We start from the raw sequence: 20,147 nt of genomic DNA on the forward strand, positions 1-20,147 counted from the left end.
TTTAACCTCGCTTCAATGCATCAAATTAAATGGAAGATTAATCTCCTTAAGCAAGTCCTTAGTACCAGTTTCATAGAGTAAGGACTTTATTCGAATATTACATTCTTGCATATCAGCTTTTTTAGTCTGGATAACTGTTAGCAACATTTCAATTGTTTCCTTTAGTTGTTCCATTGTTGGTGTTTCCTGTTTCTTTTCTAATAACAAGTACATTTCTTTAATGCGTTGATAGGGTTCTATGACACCAAGTTTATATTGTTCCACATCGTCGTTGTTATTTTTAATACAAACAGCAGTAGCTAACGCTCTTCCTATGAATGCCAATCTGTCCTCTTCAGGAGTCAATAAGTTTATTAATATCTCTGCATCTTTTTCAGTGTCATATGAATATACCTCTAGACCATTAAATTCCTTAGATAAATTATTAAGTACTGTGCCTGGACCTAATTCAATGGCATGAGTAATATTTTTCTTCAATAGATAGTTCATATTCTCGATCCATTGAACTGGTGCAGTCATTTGTAAAACAAGATTATCAATAATATTGTTAACTCCATGGTGAGGTTCCCCAGTAACGTTTGAAAGTACTGGCCATTTCATTCTTGAAAATCGGTATTTTTCAAGAGTTTTTCTTAATTCAGTGGCTGCTTCATTCATTAAAGAACTGTGAAATGCACCACTTACATTTAATGGTATAACAGTTCCACCCATCTTTTTAAGTCGCGTACTGGCCATTTCTACCGCCTTCTTTTCTCCCGAAATAGAACATTGTGTCAGGGAATTATATGCTCCTATCCCTACTATATGGCCTAATGACAGTAGTTCTAGACAAACACTGGTTACTTCATTAGAATCAATGCCAATAACTGCAGCCATTGTACCTTTCATTTGAGAAGTATCTTTCATTAATTGTCCACGTTTTTGTACAATTTTGAGAGCATCAGAAAATGAAAATACCTCACTACAACAAAGGGCCGAATATTCACCTAAACTGTGTCCAGCTAAAAGACTCGGATTTATCTCATACCTTTCATTTAAGAGTCTAAATTGAGCAACTGAAAGTGTAAGAATTGCAGGTTGTGCAATTTCTGTACTAGTCAAAGTTCCATTATTATCCTCAAAACAGATTTTTGAAAGTTCAATACCTACTGTTTCTTCAGCTTCTTCAAATGTTTCTCTTACAATAGAGCTAGATTTATATATATCTTGTCCCATACCAACGTACTGAGAACCTTGACCTGGAAATAACAATGCGGTTCTATTCATGAATTACTTCTCCTCCATTCGGGCCTATAGATTCTATAATGCTTTCGAGTACATTAGAAAATATATCAAGCATTTCTAAAACCCCTTCCTTACGAATATACTTACCTTCGTATTCACATATAATAAATATTTTCTCGTTATTTCGAGAATAGTAGAAAGGTAATCTTGAAATGTGTCGAATTCCATCTAATGTTGCTTTATGTTCAAAACTAGAAAAAACCGGTAAAAATTCATTTTGTTTTAATCTTATCTTTTGAGAGGTAAGGTATTCATAAATATTTGTATGAAAAGATTGATTATAAAGATTACTAACAATTTTAATAAATGTCTTTATTCCATTTATTTTATGGCTATTTAAATCTACAGATATTAGTCGAAGTTGTTGATCTAAAGTAACCCAAGTGTATATACTTGGCACTCTATCTTGGCTAAATTCACTAAGAGTATAGATATAAGCCGCTAATAATAGTTCATCCAAAGCACAACCCTGAATATGGGATAAGGTATCTAATTCTTTGACTATTAAGGAATCCAACTTTAGAGTACACTTTCCATTAGGACGATTGGCTAGGACGGAATAGGCATAATTATTTGGTATTTTACTTACTTCAATATGCTTTGTTAATTCCGGAGTACTTGATAATTTTTCGGATATTATACGAATAGTTGGATATCCGAATAGTTCAGTGATGGTAATTCTATTTGGATACTCTATGTTAATTCGATCATGCATTTGCATAAGCAGTATCGAGCTCCCCCCAATGTCAAAGAAATTATCATCAATATCAATGGCATCTGTTTGGAGAATATCACTCCATATTTTAAGAAGAGATATTTGAACTACATTCTCTGGATGAAATTTTAATTTAGAAAAATCTCCACCCTTTAAATTATCGTTTCTTTCAGAAAGAACTTTTCTATTAATTTTATTATTAGGAGTTAAGGGTAATGAATCTAAGCGAATCAAATACTGTGGAATCATGTATGCTGGTAATTTAGTGGTTAGAAACTGACGCATTAGTTTTGTGTCAATCTCTTCATCAGATACATAATAACCAAATAATATATCTTCAGTTCCTTTTTTCTTTTTTAATACTACCGCTTGGTTAACTCCTTCTAAAAGACCTAAAGTATTCTCGATCTCCACTGGTTCAATTCGATAACCTCTTATCTTCATTTGGTCATCTGTTCTTCCAATTAACTCGATTTCTCCATTTTTTAATTTTATTGCCTTATCTCCTGTTCGATAAATTCGCTCAGTTGGATTAAAAGGATCATTGATAAATTTTGCAAGAGTTAAATTCTCATTATTTTTATACCCTCGTGCAATACTTGGCCCACCAATATAGAGTTCACCAGGAACACCCTGAGGCAATAATTGTTGATATTCATCTAATACGTAACATCTATAACCTGGTAATGGTTGACCAATAGTGATTTTGTCTTCATTCTTTAACTCTTTGATTGTCGTCCAAACTGTAGTCTCTGTTGGTCCGTACGCATTTAAAAGTGTTCCTTTGTATTTCTCTCTCAGTTTTGGTAGCATTTGATTCGGAAATGTCTCTCCCCCAACAATTAACAGGTCCAAATTGTTAAAAATATCATTACAACCTGAGTGAGATAACATTAGCTGAATTCTAGAAGGGGTTGTTTGAATTACATTTACTTTATTATCAATTATTAACTCAGTTAACTTTTGCATATCTCTCTGCTGTTCTTCATCACTAATTACCACACTCGCTCCCAAAGTTAATGGAAACAACATTTCTGTTATGAAAATATCAAATGACACTGTAGTTAATGCTAAAAACCTTGCTGTGCTGTCTAAATTTAATCTACTACTGATGCTTGATATATAGTGATTCAAAGCTTTATGTTCAATCATCACACCTTTTGGTTCCCCTGTTGATCCCGATGTATACATAACATATGCTAAGTTATTTGATTCCAATTTTATTGGATTTACAGGGATAGACTGATTGACATTTTTATTATCACTATTGATATAGATAGTCTTCCCATTAAAATCCAAACTGGTTCTGTATTTATCTTCAGAGATTATTACTGATGTATTACTATCACGTAGAACATACGATACCCTCTCGGCAGGATATGTTGGATCTATTGTAAGAAATGCTGCTCCCGATTTAAGGATTGCTAGTATTGCTACAACAGTAGTATATGAACGGTCAAGCATTACACCAACAATTTGTTCGGGGCCAACACCAGACTCTAAAAGAGTTCTAACTAATTCGTTTATATCTCTATATAAATCGATATACGTATACTCTCTCTCATTGAAAACAATAGCGGCTTTACTTGGCATAGTACGAACACATTCATCAAAGCTTTCTAGGATAGTATGATATTCAATTTTAGATGAAGACAAATGACTTGTACTAGTAATATCAGAAACTTCATCTTCTCTTACTAAAGGAATTCTTAATATTTCCTTATCAATATAGTCCCCAATTACATTTATCATTAATTGAAATTGTTCACTAATGCGTTCTATGGATTCTGGTTTAAATAAATTTTTATCGTACTCTATGTGACAGGTTAGATTTTCTTTTTCCTCCCAAATATTTAAAGTTAAGTCATATTTAGCACCAAGTGATGTTGGTCTTACATAACTTACATTTAAATCTGGAAATGATATATGTTCGTCAGATTTATAGTTATGCCAAATAAACATTACATCAATCAGAGGATTCCTACTCAAATCTCTCTTTAAAGGAATCTTGTTTACAAGTTCTTCGAAAGGATAATCCTGATATTCAAGAGCATCAAAAACAGTCTTTCTTACTTCATAGAGATATGATCTGAAAGTTTTTTCTAATTTTGGGTAAATCCGCAAGCCGACATTATTAATAAATACACCTATCATATCAGTAATATCAGGATGCCTTCTTCCAGACACAGCTGTACCTATAACTATATCTTCTTGACCCGAATTTCTTGCTAACAGAACTCCAAATATCGATAAAACAAGAGAATACAGGGTAACACCCAATTCTGATGCCAATTTTCTTAAGAAAGCTAATTTTTCTAAATCAATCACAAATTCCTGTTCTTCGCCCTCATATTTTTTTATTGGTGGTCGTAAATAATCAGTAGGCAACTGAAGAATAGGACCACCGTCACTAAATTTGTTTAACCAATATTGTTCACCATTTAACATTTCATCAGTTTGTAGTAAGTTTCCTTGCCATACTGCATAATCTTTATACTGTAATGTTTTAGGGGATAGCTCTTCACCATTATATAAACTTAAAAGTTCAGTACGTAATAAATCTATAGAAATCCCGTCCACAATAATATGGTGCATATCAATTAGTAAAGAATGAAAATTTTCCCCATGGTTTACTAATAGAAATCTAAACAACGGAATTTTTGTTAAGTCGAATTCCTTTACAAACTTACGCATTCTAGCTTCTAAAAATTCTATTCCCTCATAGATTGTTACCAGTTCAAACTCAATATCATCATGAACTTTCTGTTCTACAGTAGAAGCTGTTAGTTGGAATGATGTTCTAAGAATCTCATGACGAGAAATCAAAATATCAATTGAGTTTCTTAGCCTCTCCACATCTAGTTTTCCCTCAAATTGAATAATATTTGGAAGGTTATAATGAATTCCATTTTCCATTAATCTGTTCATAAAGAATAGCCTTGATTGTGATGAGCTTGCTCTGTAATTTGATAGATTTGATTGCTTGTCTATTTTCGGTAATTTCATCTGAATATCATGGTTATTGATAATTGTAGCTAGTTTTTGAATTGTTACCCCTTCTAATATTTCCCTTAGAGGAATTTGGACTCCAAATGATTGATATATGCTAACTGAAAGCAGGGAAGCCTTAATTGAATTACCTCCATATTCAAAGAAACTAATATTAGTTCCAATTGAGTCCTGTTTTAATACCTCTTTCCATATTTTTAAAAGTTTATCTTCTATTTTATTTTTTGGAAGATCTTCATTGACCCTAGTGTATGAATAATCCATCGATACAAGTTTCTTTTTATCAATTTTACCGTTTGGTAGTAATGGCAACCTTTCCAAACGTAAATACAAATGAGGTATCATATACTGTGGAAGATGTTTTCTAAGATATTTTTTTAATTCCTCTTTATCAATAGCTCCCACAAAGTATACGCAAAGAGTATTTATTCGATTATTCATTAATACTACTGCTTCAATGATCTCACTGTGATTCAATAAAACAGATTCAATTTCAGTTAATTCAATACGAATTCCATTAAGTTTAATTTGGGAATCTTTACGTCCTATATATTCTATATTCCCATCTTCCAAAAACTTTGCTAAATCACCCGATTTAAATAAAACTTTTCCTTTGTCTGATTTAAATGGATTCATAACAAATTTTTCTTGTGTTAAATCCTCTTTGTTATAACCTATTGCAACCCCTTCTCCGCCGATATATATTTCTCCAACCACACCAATTGGAACTTGTTTCATTTCAGAATCTAAAATATATATCTCTGTATTTCCTATTGGCTTACCAATAGGAACCTTTTGATTTGTTTGAACTAAATCAGAGGTATCAAAATAAGTTGCATCTGCCATGACTTCTGAGGAACCATATAAATTAATTAGCTTAGTACATTGATTTGAAAGCTGCCTAAATTTATTTACTAGTGTAATATTTAGCTCTTCTCCACTCACAACCCAAAATTTTAGGAAAGGCAAATCCCTAGAAATATAAATATTATTTTCTACTATCATCTTAAGAACCGAAGGAACAAGGACAATTCTTGTTATTTTGTTCTGTTGAAGCACAAATATAAATTGATTGATATCTCTTACTGTTTCATCAGAAATAATTACACTGGGTATCCCATTTAATAGTGGACCAAACATCTCCCAAATCGAATCAATAAAATTGGAAGATGTCTTATGACAACATATTTCCGTTTCCTCAAACGGATACTTATTGACCATCCATTTTATTCGGTTAATTACATTTCGATGAGTACCTATAACTCCTTTAGGACGTCCAGTAGACCCAGATGTGTACATCATATACGCTGGAGTATGAGAATTTATAATTGTACCTAGACGTTCACTACACTCTTGCATCAAGCTATATTGATGTTCATCCACACAAATCACAGTTTGATTCGTAGATATAGGCAATAAGGAAGTGTATTTTGCCTTGGTTAAAATAGTCTTAATACCTGAATCTTCAATCATGTACTTTAGACGGTCTTTTGGATAATTAATGTCCAATGGTACGAACATTGCTCCAAGTTTTAGGATAGACAGTACAGAAATCATTGATTCCAACGATCTCTCTAAACAAATTCCCACTTTACTTCCCTTCATTACACCATGTTTCTTAAGATATCTTGCCCATTTGTTTGAATTAATTTCTAATTCGCTGTATGTGATAGAGCGATTGCCTTGAATAAATGCCACAGAATCAGGATGATCAGATACCTGAACTGAAAAAAGATCATGAATGGTACTTTCCAACTCATAATCTTCTCTCGTCTGATTCCACATGCTCAATAATTTACAATCTCCCACTGGTAAAGGTAACTCTGAAAGCTTAATAGATGGATTACTCACAATGATATCTACCAATGTTAAAAAATGATCAGCCAAGCGTTTAATAGTTTTTGATTTAAAAAGATCTGTTCTGTATTCAAATCGAAGCTCAATTGTGTTTTCATTTTCAATACACTCTAATGAAAGTTCCGCCATTGAGGTAGAACTCTCTATAGGTACATTATTAATCTGAATGTTATCCAAATTCATATTTGTAGTTTTAATATTCTGATAAATAAACATAACTTGAGATAAAGGGATTTTCCCATGTGGTCTATTTGGAAATAATTCTTCAACTAACATATCAAAAGGAATATTCGCATTACTATAAGCATTTATACTCGTTTTGGAAATACGCTCCAATACATTACTGAATTCTGGATTTCCATTTAAGTTTGTATCGAATACCACAGTGTTTGTAAAAAAGCCAATGATAGATTCAAAGTCATAATTAGTTCTTCCCGAAAAAGGTACTCCTACTACTAACCGAGACTGGGTAGTAAATTGATATAAAAGTACATTGAAAACAGCAAGAGTTGTCATGAATGTTGTTGTACCATTTTTCTGACTTAACATTCTAAGTTTATTTAATCTATCAGAATCAATAGTTGCTGAATGTACACTTCCAGAATTAGAAATCTTAACTGGATGGGAGAAATCTGTAGGTAAATCTAGGAAACCTGTCGAGTCCATTAATTGACTTTTCCAATAGTTCATTTGATGATTAAATTCTTCACTTTTCATCCACTGTCTCTGATATTCTGCAAAATCTTTATATTGCATCTTTAAAGGAGGTAGTTTTACTTGGATAAACCCTACAGCTTCCTTATAAAATGACAAAAGTTCATTAACAAAAATTTGAATGGACCATCCATCAGAAATAATATGATGCATCATTAATGAAAATATGAATCTCTCTTTCTCAAGTTCAAATACCGTTACTCTAAGTAAAGGACCAACTTCTAAATCAAATGGTATGTTTTGTATATTTTTAATCTTGTTAATTGCTTCATTTTTTCTTTCATTAAAATCTATCTTGTTTAAATCCTCATAAGAAAGATCAATAATTAATGAAGATTCAATTATTTGTTGAGGTTTACCTTCTCTTTCAATAAATCGACTTCTTAATATCTCATGTCTAGAAACTACTCTATTAATTGCATGTTCTAATGCTGATATATTTATTGGACCAAGTAGCTCAACGGCGTAAGTCATATTATAGGAACTATCAGCAGGATAATTTTGTTGATGTAAATAGATTCTCTGTTGATTTAATGACAAAAGAGAGGTAGTATCCTGATTTGGTATATTTTTTTGTAATTGATTTTCCCATTTTTCTTTAAGACGTATAATTTGTTCTGGAGATAATTGAGAAATTCTATCAGAAATAGTCTTCATGCAATCACTTCCTCTTATTTCTCAGTATTGAACTGAATAAATATTTTGGCCGCTTCCTCTTCAGTCAGTCCTTCTAATTCCTCGAGAATAGAATCGATTGTATCCTCTTCTTTTGTTAGAGAGTCTATAAAATTGCTAATATTATTTATATTTGGTTCCTCGAAAAAGTTTTGATAAGGAAGGCTGACACCAAATTGTTTTTGAATTCTTGATATTAATTGGGTAGCTTGTAATGAGTTGCCTCCTAACTCAAAAAAGTTATCAAAAATCCCTATTGGTTCAACTCCTAATAAATCAGTAAATATATTCGCAATTTTCTGATGAGATTCATTTTCAGCTTTAACAAATTCATTTGAAAGTCGTGGCCTTTGTTCATAAGTATTTAACCTAAGCGTTACTCTCTCTGAAGTATCAATTGTTTCGGGTATTTCTATATTGTTATTGTTCTCAATAATGTGTTTATGCTCATATTTAGCCTTTATCCAATAACTTTTTCGTTCAAACGGATAGGTAGGTAAAGAAATTCTTGATGCTTCATCTTTTTGATAAAAAGCTGAATCTCCAAATTTAAATCCATTACCCCATAGTTTTCCTGCAGTATTTAAAAAGAACTCATAATCATTAACTTTATCCAATGTTGACCTAATAGATGATAAAACCTGCTCTTTATCTTCAATGGACAATTGTTCTTGAACCAAAGAACATAGTGTGTCCCCTGGCCCCACTTCCAAGAAAATCATTTCAGATTTTTTTAATAATCCTCTTATACCTGCGTCAAAATTCACAGGCTGTCTCATATGCTTTACCCAATACTCTGGATCAGTGATTTCTTCTTTTCCGATAATACGTCCTGTTACGTTAGAAATAATAGTAAATTCTGGAGAGTTAAATGAAATCATATTCACAAGTTTCCTAAATTCATCTAGTATCGGTTCTGTCATAATAGAATGAAATGCATGTGACGTTCGTAACCTTTTGTAGAATACTCCATTTGTTTCTAATTTATTTTGAAGTTGATCTATTTCGTCGATTTGCCCAGAAATAACACAGAGGTTTGGACTATTTATCGCAGCTACTGATAATTTATCACCCGCAATTTCATAAGCTTCAGCTTCAGATAAATTTACTGCTAACATTGCCCCAGGTTCCATATTTTGCATTAATCGCCCTCTACCAGCAACTAACTTTAATGCATCTTCTAGCGGGAAAACCCCTGCAATACAAGCTGCGACTATTTCACCAATACTATGTCCAATTAAATAATTTGGTTTTATCCCCATTTCAATCCAAAGTGAGGCTATCGCATAGCTAATGGTAAAGATTGCAGGCTGCGTATATATTGTCTGATTTATGAGGTTTTCAATATCTGTCTTTACTTCAGTGGTTTCAGGATATATAATCTTTTCTATCTTATAACCAATCAATGGTTCTAAGATAGTTGAACATTCTTCTACTGTCTTACGAAATACTTCATTTTGGTTGTACAAGTCCTTAGCCATATCTACATACTGGGAGCCTTGCCCACTAAACATAAAGGTAATAGGCTTGATACTAGAAGTTCCGCCAACAATACTCATATCATATTTTCGTTCATTTAATATACGAATAGCTTCTTTCGCATTATTACAAACTATATGACTTCTAAATTCCATTTCTTTTCTACCAATTTGGAGTGTATGAGCAACATTATCCATATTGACATGTGGGTTATCAAATAAAAATTCTGCTAAATTATCTGCAATGGAATGTAGTGCTGTTTCAGTTCGAGCGGAGATCAGTAATAATTTCGAATTACTAGTTTCCTTTATAGCTGGTCTAGCTGGTGCTTCTTCTATAACAACATGGGCATTAGTTCCCCCCATTCCAAGAGAGCTCACTCCAGCACGTCTAGGATATTCTTCAGCATTCCAATCAGTTAATTTTGTATTTACATAAAAAGGGCTATTCTCTATATCAATATGAGGATTTGGTGATTGAAAATGTAAGCTTGCTGGAATCTTTTTGTTCTTTAATGATAGAGCTGTTTTTATTACGCCTGCTACTCCAGCTGCTGTATCAAGATGTCCGATGTTGGTTTTTACTGAACCAATAGCACAAAATTGATTTTTATTTGCGCCCATCATCCGATATGCTTGAGTTAATGCCCCTAACTCTACTGGGTCTCCCATTGGTGTTCCTGTACCATGTGCCTCAATATATCCAATACTCTCCGGTTCAAATTCAGAATAAGCAAGAGCTTCTGAAACCACCTCTGCTTGTCCTTCAACACTCGGAGCTGAATAACTAACTTTTTTAGAACCATCATTGTTTACAGCATATCCCTTAATAACAGCATAAATTTGATCTTTATCTTCTAAAGCATCCTCTAGTCTTTTAAGGACAATAGAACCTACTCCACTCCCAGTAACAAATCCGCTAGAGTTTGCATCAAATGCTCGACAGTGTCCATCTCGAGAAAGTATTCCACCCTCTTGATACAAGTACCCTGTTTTTTGGCGTGCTCCAACAGCAACGCCGCCAGCCAATGCCATATCACACTGAAAGTTTTGTAAACTTTGACATGCCATTGCTATAGCAACAAGAGAAGTCGAGGAAGAAGTTTGTATGGTTATACCTGGTCCTCTTAAATTCATACGATAAGATACATTTGTTGTTAAGCTATCCTTATCATTACCTATAGCCATCTGTAACGAATCAACACCAAGGGCACCACTAAATTGTGGGTAAACATTTTCAATTAAGTAGCTATTCATACTCTCACCTGCAAAAATACCGACTCGATGTGGATATCTTTCTGTGTTATAACCTGCATCTTCCATGGCTTCCCAGCAACTTTCTAAAAACAATCTATGTTGAGGATCAGTAACTTCCGCTTCTCTAGGAGTCATATTAAAAAATGATGCATCAAATAAATTTATATCTTCTAAAACTCCTCTAGCACGAACATAATATGGGTCTTTTAATAGATGAGAAGGTATTCCTGCTTGAAGAAGCTCCTCCTCTTCAAAAAATGTAATACTTTCCTTGTTCTGAATTAGATTTTCCCAAAACTCCCTTATGTTTTTGGCACCAGGAAATTTCCCTGCCATTCCTATAATTGCAATTCCATCGATATTCTCCTCTTGAGGCTTATTCGTCATTTTTTAAATCCCTCCCTCTGAGCTTTATATTGTCTATAAATTCATGTCTTTTCTTGATCATTGCTTTTTGTTTAGCTACCCTCTCCAGTATGGAATTGGTTTCACTGAATTGATCCTTGTGTTCATTATCCAAAAAGTTGGACAATGAAGCAATCGTAGGATACTTAAATAAATCAACAATTTTTATTTCAGAATAGATTTCATTTTTAATCCTCAACATTAGACTTATTAGCATCAATGAGTGTCCTCCAATGTCAAAGAAGTTTTGATTGATTCCGACTTTTTCTATTGATAATGCCTCTTTCCATATTTCAGCAATCTTTTGTTCTATTAATGTACCAGCTTCCTCCAAAATTTCATTGCTAGAATTAAAATAAGATTGACTATTCATGAGTTTCTGAATGTCAACCTTACCATTAACTCCTATTGGAAATTCCTCAAGATAAAGGTACCTTGTTGGAACCATATATTCTGGTAATCTGTCTCTTAGCCAATTTCTTAGACCATTTAATTCTATATCTTGTCCGCTCTTTGTTTGAATAAATGCAGAGATTACTTTTTCATGTTTATCTTCTTCCTTAATTATTACGAGTGCTTTCTGAATATCAGAATGGCGTTGAAGACAGGCTTCAATTTCATTTGGCTCTACTCTATAACCTCGAATCTTCACTTGATAGTCTTCTCTACCTATAAACAATATTTTTCCATCCGACATGCGGCGTCCAAGGTCACCTGTTCTAAAGATTTTTTCTCCTACTATAAATGGATGTTCAATAAAACGTTTATCGTTCAATTCATTATCATTTATATAACCCATTGAAATTCCACTACCAGAAATATAAATCTCGCCAATACAACCAAACGGCATTATATTTCTATTTCTATCAAGAATATAAACCTGTGTATTTTGAATAGGTATTCCAATTGGTAATGGTCCATCTATTTTTGAATCTTCCTTACTAATAATGTAATAAGTTGAGCAAATTGTTGTTTCTGTTAGACCATATCCATTTACAATGGTTTTTTCATTAATTAGGTTATAAATATCACTAAAATACAAAGGTTCACCGCCGCTCAATATTAAACGTAACAAAGGAATTTGATGTTGATGTTGATTTAAATACCTAATAAAAGATGGAACAGTACTGATAATTGTAATATCATTCTCGCTGATTCTGTTATATAGATTTTCCACGTCCAATATCCCATCATGTTCAAATAAGGCAATACTACCACCTACACACAACATGGGAAATATCTCTCCAACAAAGCTCGCTGAAGCAACAGATGATAAGGGCAAAATCCTATCCTTTGGGGTCACATTATATGAGTTAATAAATGATTCTGTGACATTTATTAACCCCCTATGACTCAGTTTTACTCCTTTCGGCTTACCAGTTGAGCCAGATGTGTAAATAACACATGCATCATTCTGAAAAGTATTTAACTCTAAGTTCTCCAGTGATTCATTATATATCTCATTTGCGTTAGGACTTGTCAGTATAAAATTTACTCCAAGAGTTTCTAAAACTGAAGAATATTCTGATGTAGTAATGACCAAACAATCTTCATGATTCTCTAAAATTATCGATATTCGGTCCATTGGTGCATTAACATCAATAGGAATATATTTATATCCGGCCTTTAAAACTGCTAAAACCGCAATAACAGTATCTAATCTATGACCGAGCATTATTCCAATTTCGTTACCAGTATTTTTTTCATTTCTTCTTATGTAGTGCGCTAGTTGATTCGCTTTATTGTTTAATACTTCATAGGTAAAAGACTCTTCCCCGTTAGTAATGGCAACATGGTTCGGAAAATTAATAACCTGTTTTTCAAAAATTTTATGGATTCCTTCTATGTTATTGTTTTGTTCATAATGTGTTAATTCCAATTTTTCATTATATTGAAGTTCAGCCTGGGTCAAAAAAGATAATTCCACAACTGGTTTATCAGGAAAAACACAAATTTGATTAAGTAAATTAATTAGATGTTGTTGTAAACGTTGGATACTGTTTTCTTGAAACAAATTACTATTATATTCAAAAACACCTAAGAAACAGTCTTGTTCTAGTTTAAAAGCTAAAGAAAGGTCGAATAAGGAAGTACCATAATCAGTATCAATTTTGTATATTTTTAAATTATGCATATTAAATGAGTGAACAGCAGACTCTTGCATCATGAACATAATTTGAAAAAGAGGTGACCTCTTATTATCACGTTTAGGTGCAATTTTCTCAATTAATTTGTCAAATGGTAGACTTCCATTTTCGAACGCTTCAAGAGTTGTTTCTTTTGTTTGATTTACTAACTGCTTAAATGTCATATTTTCAATTAATCGAGTTCTAATTACAGTAGTATTTACAAACATACCTACCAAATTTTCAAGATTAGCATGTTCACGCCCAGCAATTGGCGTTCCAATTAAAATATCATCTTGACCTGTATACCGCATAATAAGTACATTAAATGCAGCTAGAAAAAACATATATTGGGTCACATTATTTTGTTTACAATATTTACGAATGTTATAAGTAAGTTCATTTGAAAGTTGAAAACGATATAATCCACCGTTATATTCCTGTATTTCCGGCCTAGGAAAATCAGTTGGTAATTCGGATACATGTGGAGCATTCCTAAGTTTGTTAGTCCAATATGAAATTTGTGAATCCCAATTTAATTTATGCTGCCACTCTGCATAATCAGCATACTGGATTTTATTCTCCGGAAGGTAAGATAACTTCTGATTAATATAACCATCATAAAGTACAGCTACTTCCTTCAACATGATATCTAACGACCAACTATCAGAAATTATATGGTGAATAGTAATAAACATTATATTGTTAGTTGGACTTATTTTTAGAATCTTAACTCGCATTAATGGTTCTGATGATAAATTAAAGGGTTTTGTTGTTTCCTGCCTAGAATATTTTTTAATTTCATGTTGAACGCTGTTCGAATCAAATTCAGTAATATCAATTACCTCTGGTTCTATTATTATATCTGGATCCATTATTTGCATCGGCTGACCATCAATATTTTTAAAAGTCGTTCGTAGCATATCGTGACGTTTAACTAGTTCTTTAATACTAAAACAAAGAGCATCATAATTTAGATGGCCTTTGATTCTAACTCCAGTATGAATTAGATACGCTGTATTCCCTGGATTTAACTGTTCAAATAGCCATATTCTTTGTTGAGCAAAAGAGAGTCTAGCCATACCATTTTGTTCTCGTATTGGAATATAGCTTTGTTTAGAAGTTAATATTCCTTTATCCTTCAAAATCTCGGTGAATTGCTTGACTTGTTGATCAGATAATCTGGTCATCTAGCATTCCCAACCTTTCATTTTCATAAGAGCGTTCTATTTATAATTTGCATAATTTCTATTGGGTATTTATTAATAAAAAAATGACCATCACTAAAAGAATGAAAACTACATTCTTTATTAGAATAATCTTTCCATTCTTGTACATTCTCTACCTTAGTTTCTACATCATCTTGTGAATATAAGATTGAAATATCACAATTAATTTTTTTTGCTTTTGGTATAAAAAGATATGAGTCAATTACACTAAAATCTGCTCTAATTATCGGTAGAAAAAATTCTAGTAACTCCTTTGATTCAAAAAATTGTTGCGTGGTCCCCCCAAGTGTAGCAATTTTATTGCATAATTGTTCATTGGAAAGAGTATGAATAAGTTCATTTTTTAGCAAATGCGGAGCCTCCATAGCCGAGAAAAACATATGTTTAGGTAAAGGGAGTTTCTTTTTTTCTATTTGATAATACAATTCATAACCAAGAAGACTCCCCATGCTGTATCCAAAAATTGCGTACCTAGAATCTCCATCACTAGAAATTTTTTCTGATATACTATGGGTTATATCTTGGAGCATTTCGTCAAAATTAACCAGTAGGAGTTCATTGATTCTCTTACCCCGCCCTGGAAGCTCAATTGGAATTATTTCAATGTCCTTATTAAGATAACGAGCCCATTTCATATAAAGAGTTGAAGAACCACCAGCATATGGAAGTACATACAAATTTGTTTTCATCTAATATTCCTCACTTACGTCTATTCGAAGATTTTATTAAAATCTTCTTCAGATAATTGGACTCCATCAAAATCAGAGAGTGTAAAATCTAAAGACTCACGATTACAGCAATGTTGGATGATTTTACGGAGATGATTCATATAAGCTTGTAAGAAAGATTGCATAGTATCTTCAGTAAAGGAAGAGAGACTATAATTCACTGAAATGGATAATCTATTCTTCAACACGATACATTGTATATCAATTTCCGTTGATAAATGATTTGCTATATTTTTTGTATTCTTTGTGATACCTGATATATCAAGTACCTTCCAAAATTCTTCATTACCTTCATTAATAAATTCTCCTAAATAATTGAATCGAATTAGTGGATGATTCATATTATTCTTTTTTTGAATATATTTTAGAATTCCAAAACCAACTCCATGGTTTGGTACTTCTCTTAATCTTTCTTTAATTGATTTTATTTGTAAGGAAAGATCCTCATTTGTTTGTTCCCAAGCAAAAGGATATAAACTTGTAAACCATCCAACAGTCCTATTTAGATTTATACCTTGAAACAATTCTTCTCTTCCATGGCCTTCTATCTCAACAACAGCTTTTTTGGTATTACAAAAATCAAATAGCGTTAAAAAAAGTGCACATAATAGTAAATCATTGGTTTCAGTTCGATATGCTTGATTAGCTGAGTACAATAAATCATTGGTTTCATCAAGCTCAAGTAAATTTTGTACTACGCATATATTTTGATTTCCAAAAGAATCAGTATATTTATACGGTAATGTCATATAAATTTTTTCGCTCTGTTGTTTCCAATAACTTTCCTCTTCTGCACAATTATAATGATTTATTTTAAGAGCCCAATCTTTATAACTAGAAGACTTATTAGAAAAAGTTAAGTTTTTATTTCCCCTTAATTGGGAGATTATAGTTTGCATATCTTTTAATATAATTCTCCAAGATATACCATCGATAACTAGATGATGAGCAGTTAGTAATAATTTTTTCCCCATCGAGCCTAATTCAAAAAGACAAGCCCTAGCCAATGGACCCTTCTCTAAGTCAGTTGATCGCTTTATTTCCTGGATAGTCTTCTGAATATTTTCTTCTTGGGTTTCGGATGGAAGACAACTAAAGTCTTTTTTCAAGAAAAGCTTATGATGGTCCAGTTCTTTCTGATACATTAACTGACCAGTATCATAGTTTACAACCATTCTTAATGAATCATGAATATTTATTATTTCACTCCACATTAATTTTAGGTCACTTTCTCCTATATCATCATTTACTTGCAAAAGAATGCTTTGGTGATACATCTCTGGAAATTCAAATTTTTGTTCGAAGAACCACGAAACAATAGGAGTTAAAGGAACATTACCCTGAGTTGACTCTATAGTTCTTTCGATATTTTGCTGTGAATACATATAGATTGCAATATCCTTAATAACAGGATTAGTCATAATATCTTTTACAAGAATCTGATATCCTTTCTCATTTAAAGCAGATGCTATTTGTATAGCCTTAATCGAATCCCCACCAAGATGATAAAAATTACTTTCCTTATACACATTTTTCACTTGAAGAATCTTCGATACTACACTAACTAGTACAGCTACTCTCTCTTCATATGAGGTTTTATTTATTTTGCTTATATGAGTTTCTAATGTGAGTAAACGATGTTTGTCAATTTTATTACTCTTATTTAAAGGCATTCTATCAAGAAAGTTAATACTTTCTGGTATCATGTAATAAGGGATTTGCTTTGATAGTTCTTCCATTAGTTCCCTTTCAGTTCTATGAAAAGCACACACGACAAAGGAGCAAAGATATGCATTAGCGGAATTATCCATCCTCTGCAATGTGACTGATTCCAGCACGCCTTCGCACGATAGTAAAATACTGTCTATTTCACCTAATTCAATTCTATAACCTTTATGTTTTATAAAGTCTTCATTCCTACCCAAATACACTAAATCGCCATTGTACAGCATCCTTGCCCTATCACCAGTTTTGTACATTTTCTTACCAGGTATGAATGGGTTATCAATAAACTTTTCTTCATTTAGCTTTGGATTATTCAAATAACCTCTTGCTAATCCTTCTCCAGAAATATATATTTCACCTTCTACTTGTTTTGGAACTGGCTTTTTATAGGAATCTAGTAAATAAATTTGAACATTATCAGCTGGTCTTCCAATTGGTACACTTTTCAAATGGTTATTTTTATGATTATATTTTGCTATCATACATCCGACAGTTGCCTCTGTTGGCCCATATTCGTTTAAAATCTCAATTGGTCGCTTCCATTTTTCATATAGAAGGCGAACTGAATTCGATTTTAATTCTTCTCCTCCGACTATCATTCTTTTAATAGATGTATTGTTAGTTAATTCATCGAATTTCTGCATTAACGATAATTGAGCAGGGGTAAGTTTTAGAACCGTTACTCTATTCTCATTTAATATTCTGCGAAGCACATGATCTTTTCCATCATTATTATAAATTGCAATACTTCCACCACTTATTAAGGGTGTAAAAATAGAAGTCACAGTTAAATCAAATGCAAAGGAAGTAAATAATGCAAAAATCTCATTGATATCACTTACATACATTTTTTTTGCCCACCATATATAATTTACAAGTGATTGATGTTCAATTAGTGTCCCTTTTGGACGTCCAGTTGAACCAGATGTATAAATTACGTAGGCTAAATCATTGGGTTTAGACTTAGACTCAGGATTGCGATTTTTCCCAGAAAAAAATTTTCCGTCATTTAATTTCATAAATTCCACATCGTAAACTTCGACCTGTTGCTCAACTTCTACATTATCGCTTAAAACTAATTTAGTACCTGAATCCTCAAGGATAAACTTTATACGAGAAATAGGATATGTTGGATCAATTGGTAAGTATGCTCCACCAGATTTAAGAATAGCTAGAATTCCGATTACTGAATATTGATTATGTTCTGCTAAGATTCCCACAATACTACCTTGACCTATCCCTCGTGAAATTAGATAGTTTGCAAGTTGGTTTGCTTTCTCATTAAGTTCCTCATATGTAATGGTTAGATTATTAAAATTTATTGCAATCTTGTATGGGTTTAGTAATACTTGTTCTTCAAATAACTGATGCATTGATTTATTTTTAGGATAAAAAGACTCAGTAGAATTAAAGTCCACAAGTAATTCTCTTATTTCGTTATCACTCAGAATACTAAGTTCCACAACTTTCTTTGTTGGAGTTTTTAATACTTGATTAACTAAAAAAAGTAGTTTTTCATATAAATAAACTACTTCTTCTTCGGAAAAATTTCCAACATTAAAATCAAAATCTAACTCTATACTCCCTGAATTTGACCATTCCCTCACAATAAGTTGCATTGAATAATTTTGATGTCCGTTATAAAATTCTTCATTATAAACCTTTACTCCATCCATTACTTGCCTTAAATAAGTGTTGTAACAATTAATACTTAAATCAAATATTTGATCCGATATTTTGGAGTTAGATTGTAACTCTCTGATAATAAGATTAAATGGATATTTTTGATGAATATAATCGCGTCTTAATTCAAGATGTACTGTTTTCAGGACTTCTAATATAGAATCATCTGATGAAATATTAATCCAAAAAGGAATAGTAGAAGCATACATACCAAAAGTATTTTTTTGAATACCATTTGTACGGTTCGAAACGGGTATACGAAGATAAACATCCGATTTCCGACTAATTTTGTGTATTAATATGGAATACAATGATACAAAAAATGTTTGTAATGAGTAAGGTGTATTTTTAATGAAATTTTTTATTTGTAAAGAGGTTTCTTTTTCAATATTAAAAACTAGACGTTTGCCCTTTGTACTATTAGTTTGTTTGTTTATTAATGTATTAACCGAATCAGTCGGGAGTGATTCGAATTTTTTATTCCAATATGATTTATCTTTAATAAATCGTTGAGAATTCAAATAGTTTTGTTCTTGTTCAATATAATTTATATAAGTTGTTAACTTTTGATTTTTATTGTTGAGGTTTTGACCAATTAGTAGTTGGTAGTTATCAATTATTTGGTCAGTCATTAGTTGCATAGACCAACCATCAGCGATAATATGATGAAATTTTGCTAAATAACCATACTTATTTTCTGAGAGTTTAAATAGTGCAAAATAAAAAAGCCAACTGTTAGTAAAAACAAATGGCTTTTCAGCTTCATGTTGTATCCAATCAGAAAAGTTATCCTGTTTATTTCCCCTTTCAGAAAAATCAATAATTTCAAAAGGACTTCTTTGATATTCTTTGACCTTTTGAAAAAAATTACTTTCAATTTCAGTAATTTGTATTCGGACAGCTTCATTATCCTCTATAAACATTTGAATTGCTTGTTCCAAAATTGCTAATTGGATTGATCCTTCAAACGTCACATGACCTCCAATATTGCACAAAGAGGAATGAGAATGTTCTAATTCAATATTGAGGATTCTTTTTTGGGAATACGTTAAGGGATAAAACTGTGTATTATTTGTGGCCAACTCATTAACCCTCCTTTATATTCTCATATTAAAATGATGTATTACTGACAATAATCGAATTAAGGCATGCTTCGCCGGTCATGAACTGTGTCCATAACTAATTATTTTGTATAAACACCACAATTCTTATAATGTGCCTAAGCTTCATTAAAAGAATAATAGGATATTATATAACTATAT

At 32.1% G+C, this 20,147-nt stretch carries 6 protein-coding genes; all 6 read right to left on the minus strand.

What is annotated here, in order from left to right:
- Nucleotides 1-12: 12 nt before the first annotated feature.
- The 6 genes from fabD to NST77_RS24670 are packed head-to-tail and all read right to left on the minus strand — an operon-like array spanning nucleotide 13 to nucleotide 19,967.
- A complete protein-coding gene (gene fabD, locus NST77_RS24645; RefSeq protein WP_341123792.1) occupies nucleotides 13-1,266 on the minus strand; it encodes an ACP S-malonyltransferase in 1,254 nt (417 codons plus the stop codon).
- The gene (locus NST77_RS24650) at nucleotides 1,259-8,236 is read right to left on the minus strand and encodes an amino acid adenylation domain-containing protein (RefSeq protein ID WP_341123793.1); all 6,978 of its coding nucleotides are present in this window, start codon (nucleotides 8,234-8,236) and stop codon (nucleotides 1,259-1,261) included. The genes fabD and NST77_RS24650 overlap by 8 nt, the downstream gene beginning before the upstream one ends.
- Before the next feature lie 14 nt (nucleotides 8,237-8,250).
- Nucleotides 8,251-11,376: a type I polyketide synthase gene (locus NST77_RS24655; RefSeq protein WP_341123795.1), complete on the minus strand. Its 3,126-nt coding sequence runs from the start codon at nucleotides 11,374-11,376 to the stop codon at nucleotides 8,251-8,253.
- On the minus strand, nucleotides 11,366-14,710 hold the full coding sequence (locus NST77_RS24660) for a non-ribosomal peptide synthetase (protein WP_341123796.1): 3,345 nt from the start codon (nucleotides 14,708-14,710) through the stop codon (nucleotides 11,366-11,368). Before NST77_RS24660 ends, NST77_RS24655 begins: the two co-directional genes overlap by 11 nt.
- Nucleotides 14,711-14,733: 23 nt before the next feature.
- Nucleotides 14,734-15,438 (minus strand): thioesterase II family protein, encoded by a 705-nt coding sequence (locus tag NST77_RS24665; RefSeq protein ID WP_341123797.1) that lies wholly within the window; start codon nucleotides 15,436-15,438, stop codon nucleotides 14,734-14,736.
- Between the two features lie 20 nt (nucleotides 15,439-15,458).
- Nucleotides 15,459-19,967, minus strand: coding sequence for an amino acid adenylation domain-containing protein (locus NST77_RS24670; protein WP_341123798.1), 4,509 nt, complete (start codon nucleotides 19,965-19,967; stop codon nucleotides 15,459-15,461).
- Nucleotides 19,968-20,147: the final 180 nt, after the last annotated feature.

This window comes from Niallia sp. FSL W8-0177 (assembly GCF_038006285.1).
Classification (GTDB): domain Bacteria; phylum Bacillota; class Bacilli; order Bacillales; family Cytobacillaceae; genus Niallia; species Niallia circulans_A.

Coding starts and splice junctions, on each gene's coding strand:
- fabD (WP_341123792.1), bottom strand. CDS start 1,266: ATGAATAGAACCGCATTGTTATTTCCAGGTCAAGGTTCTCAGTACGTT.
- NST77_RS24650 (WP_341123793.1), bottom strand. CDS start 8,236: ATGAAGACTATTTCTGATAGAATTTCTCAATTATCTCCAGAACAAATT.
- NST77_RS24655 (WP_341123795.1), bottom strand. CDS start 11,376: ATGACGAATAAGCCTCAAGAGGAGAATATCGATGGAATTGCAATTATA.
- NST77_RS24660 (WP_341123796.1), bottom strand. CDS start 14,710: ATGACCAGATTATCTGATCAACAAGTCAAGCAATTCACCGAGATTTTG.
- NST77_RS24665 (WP_341123797.1), bottom strand. CDS start 15,438: ATGAAAACAAATTTGTATGTACTTCCATATGCTGGTGGTTCTTCAACT.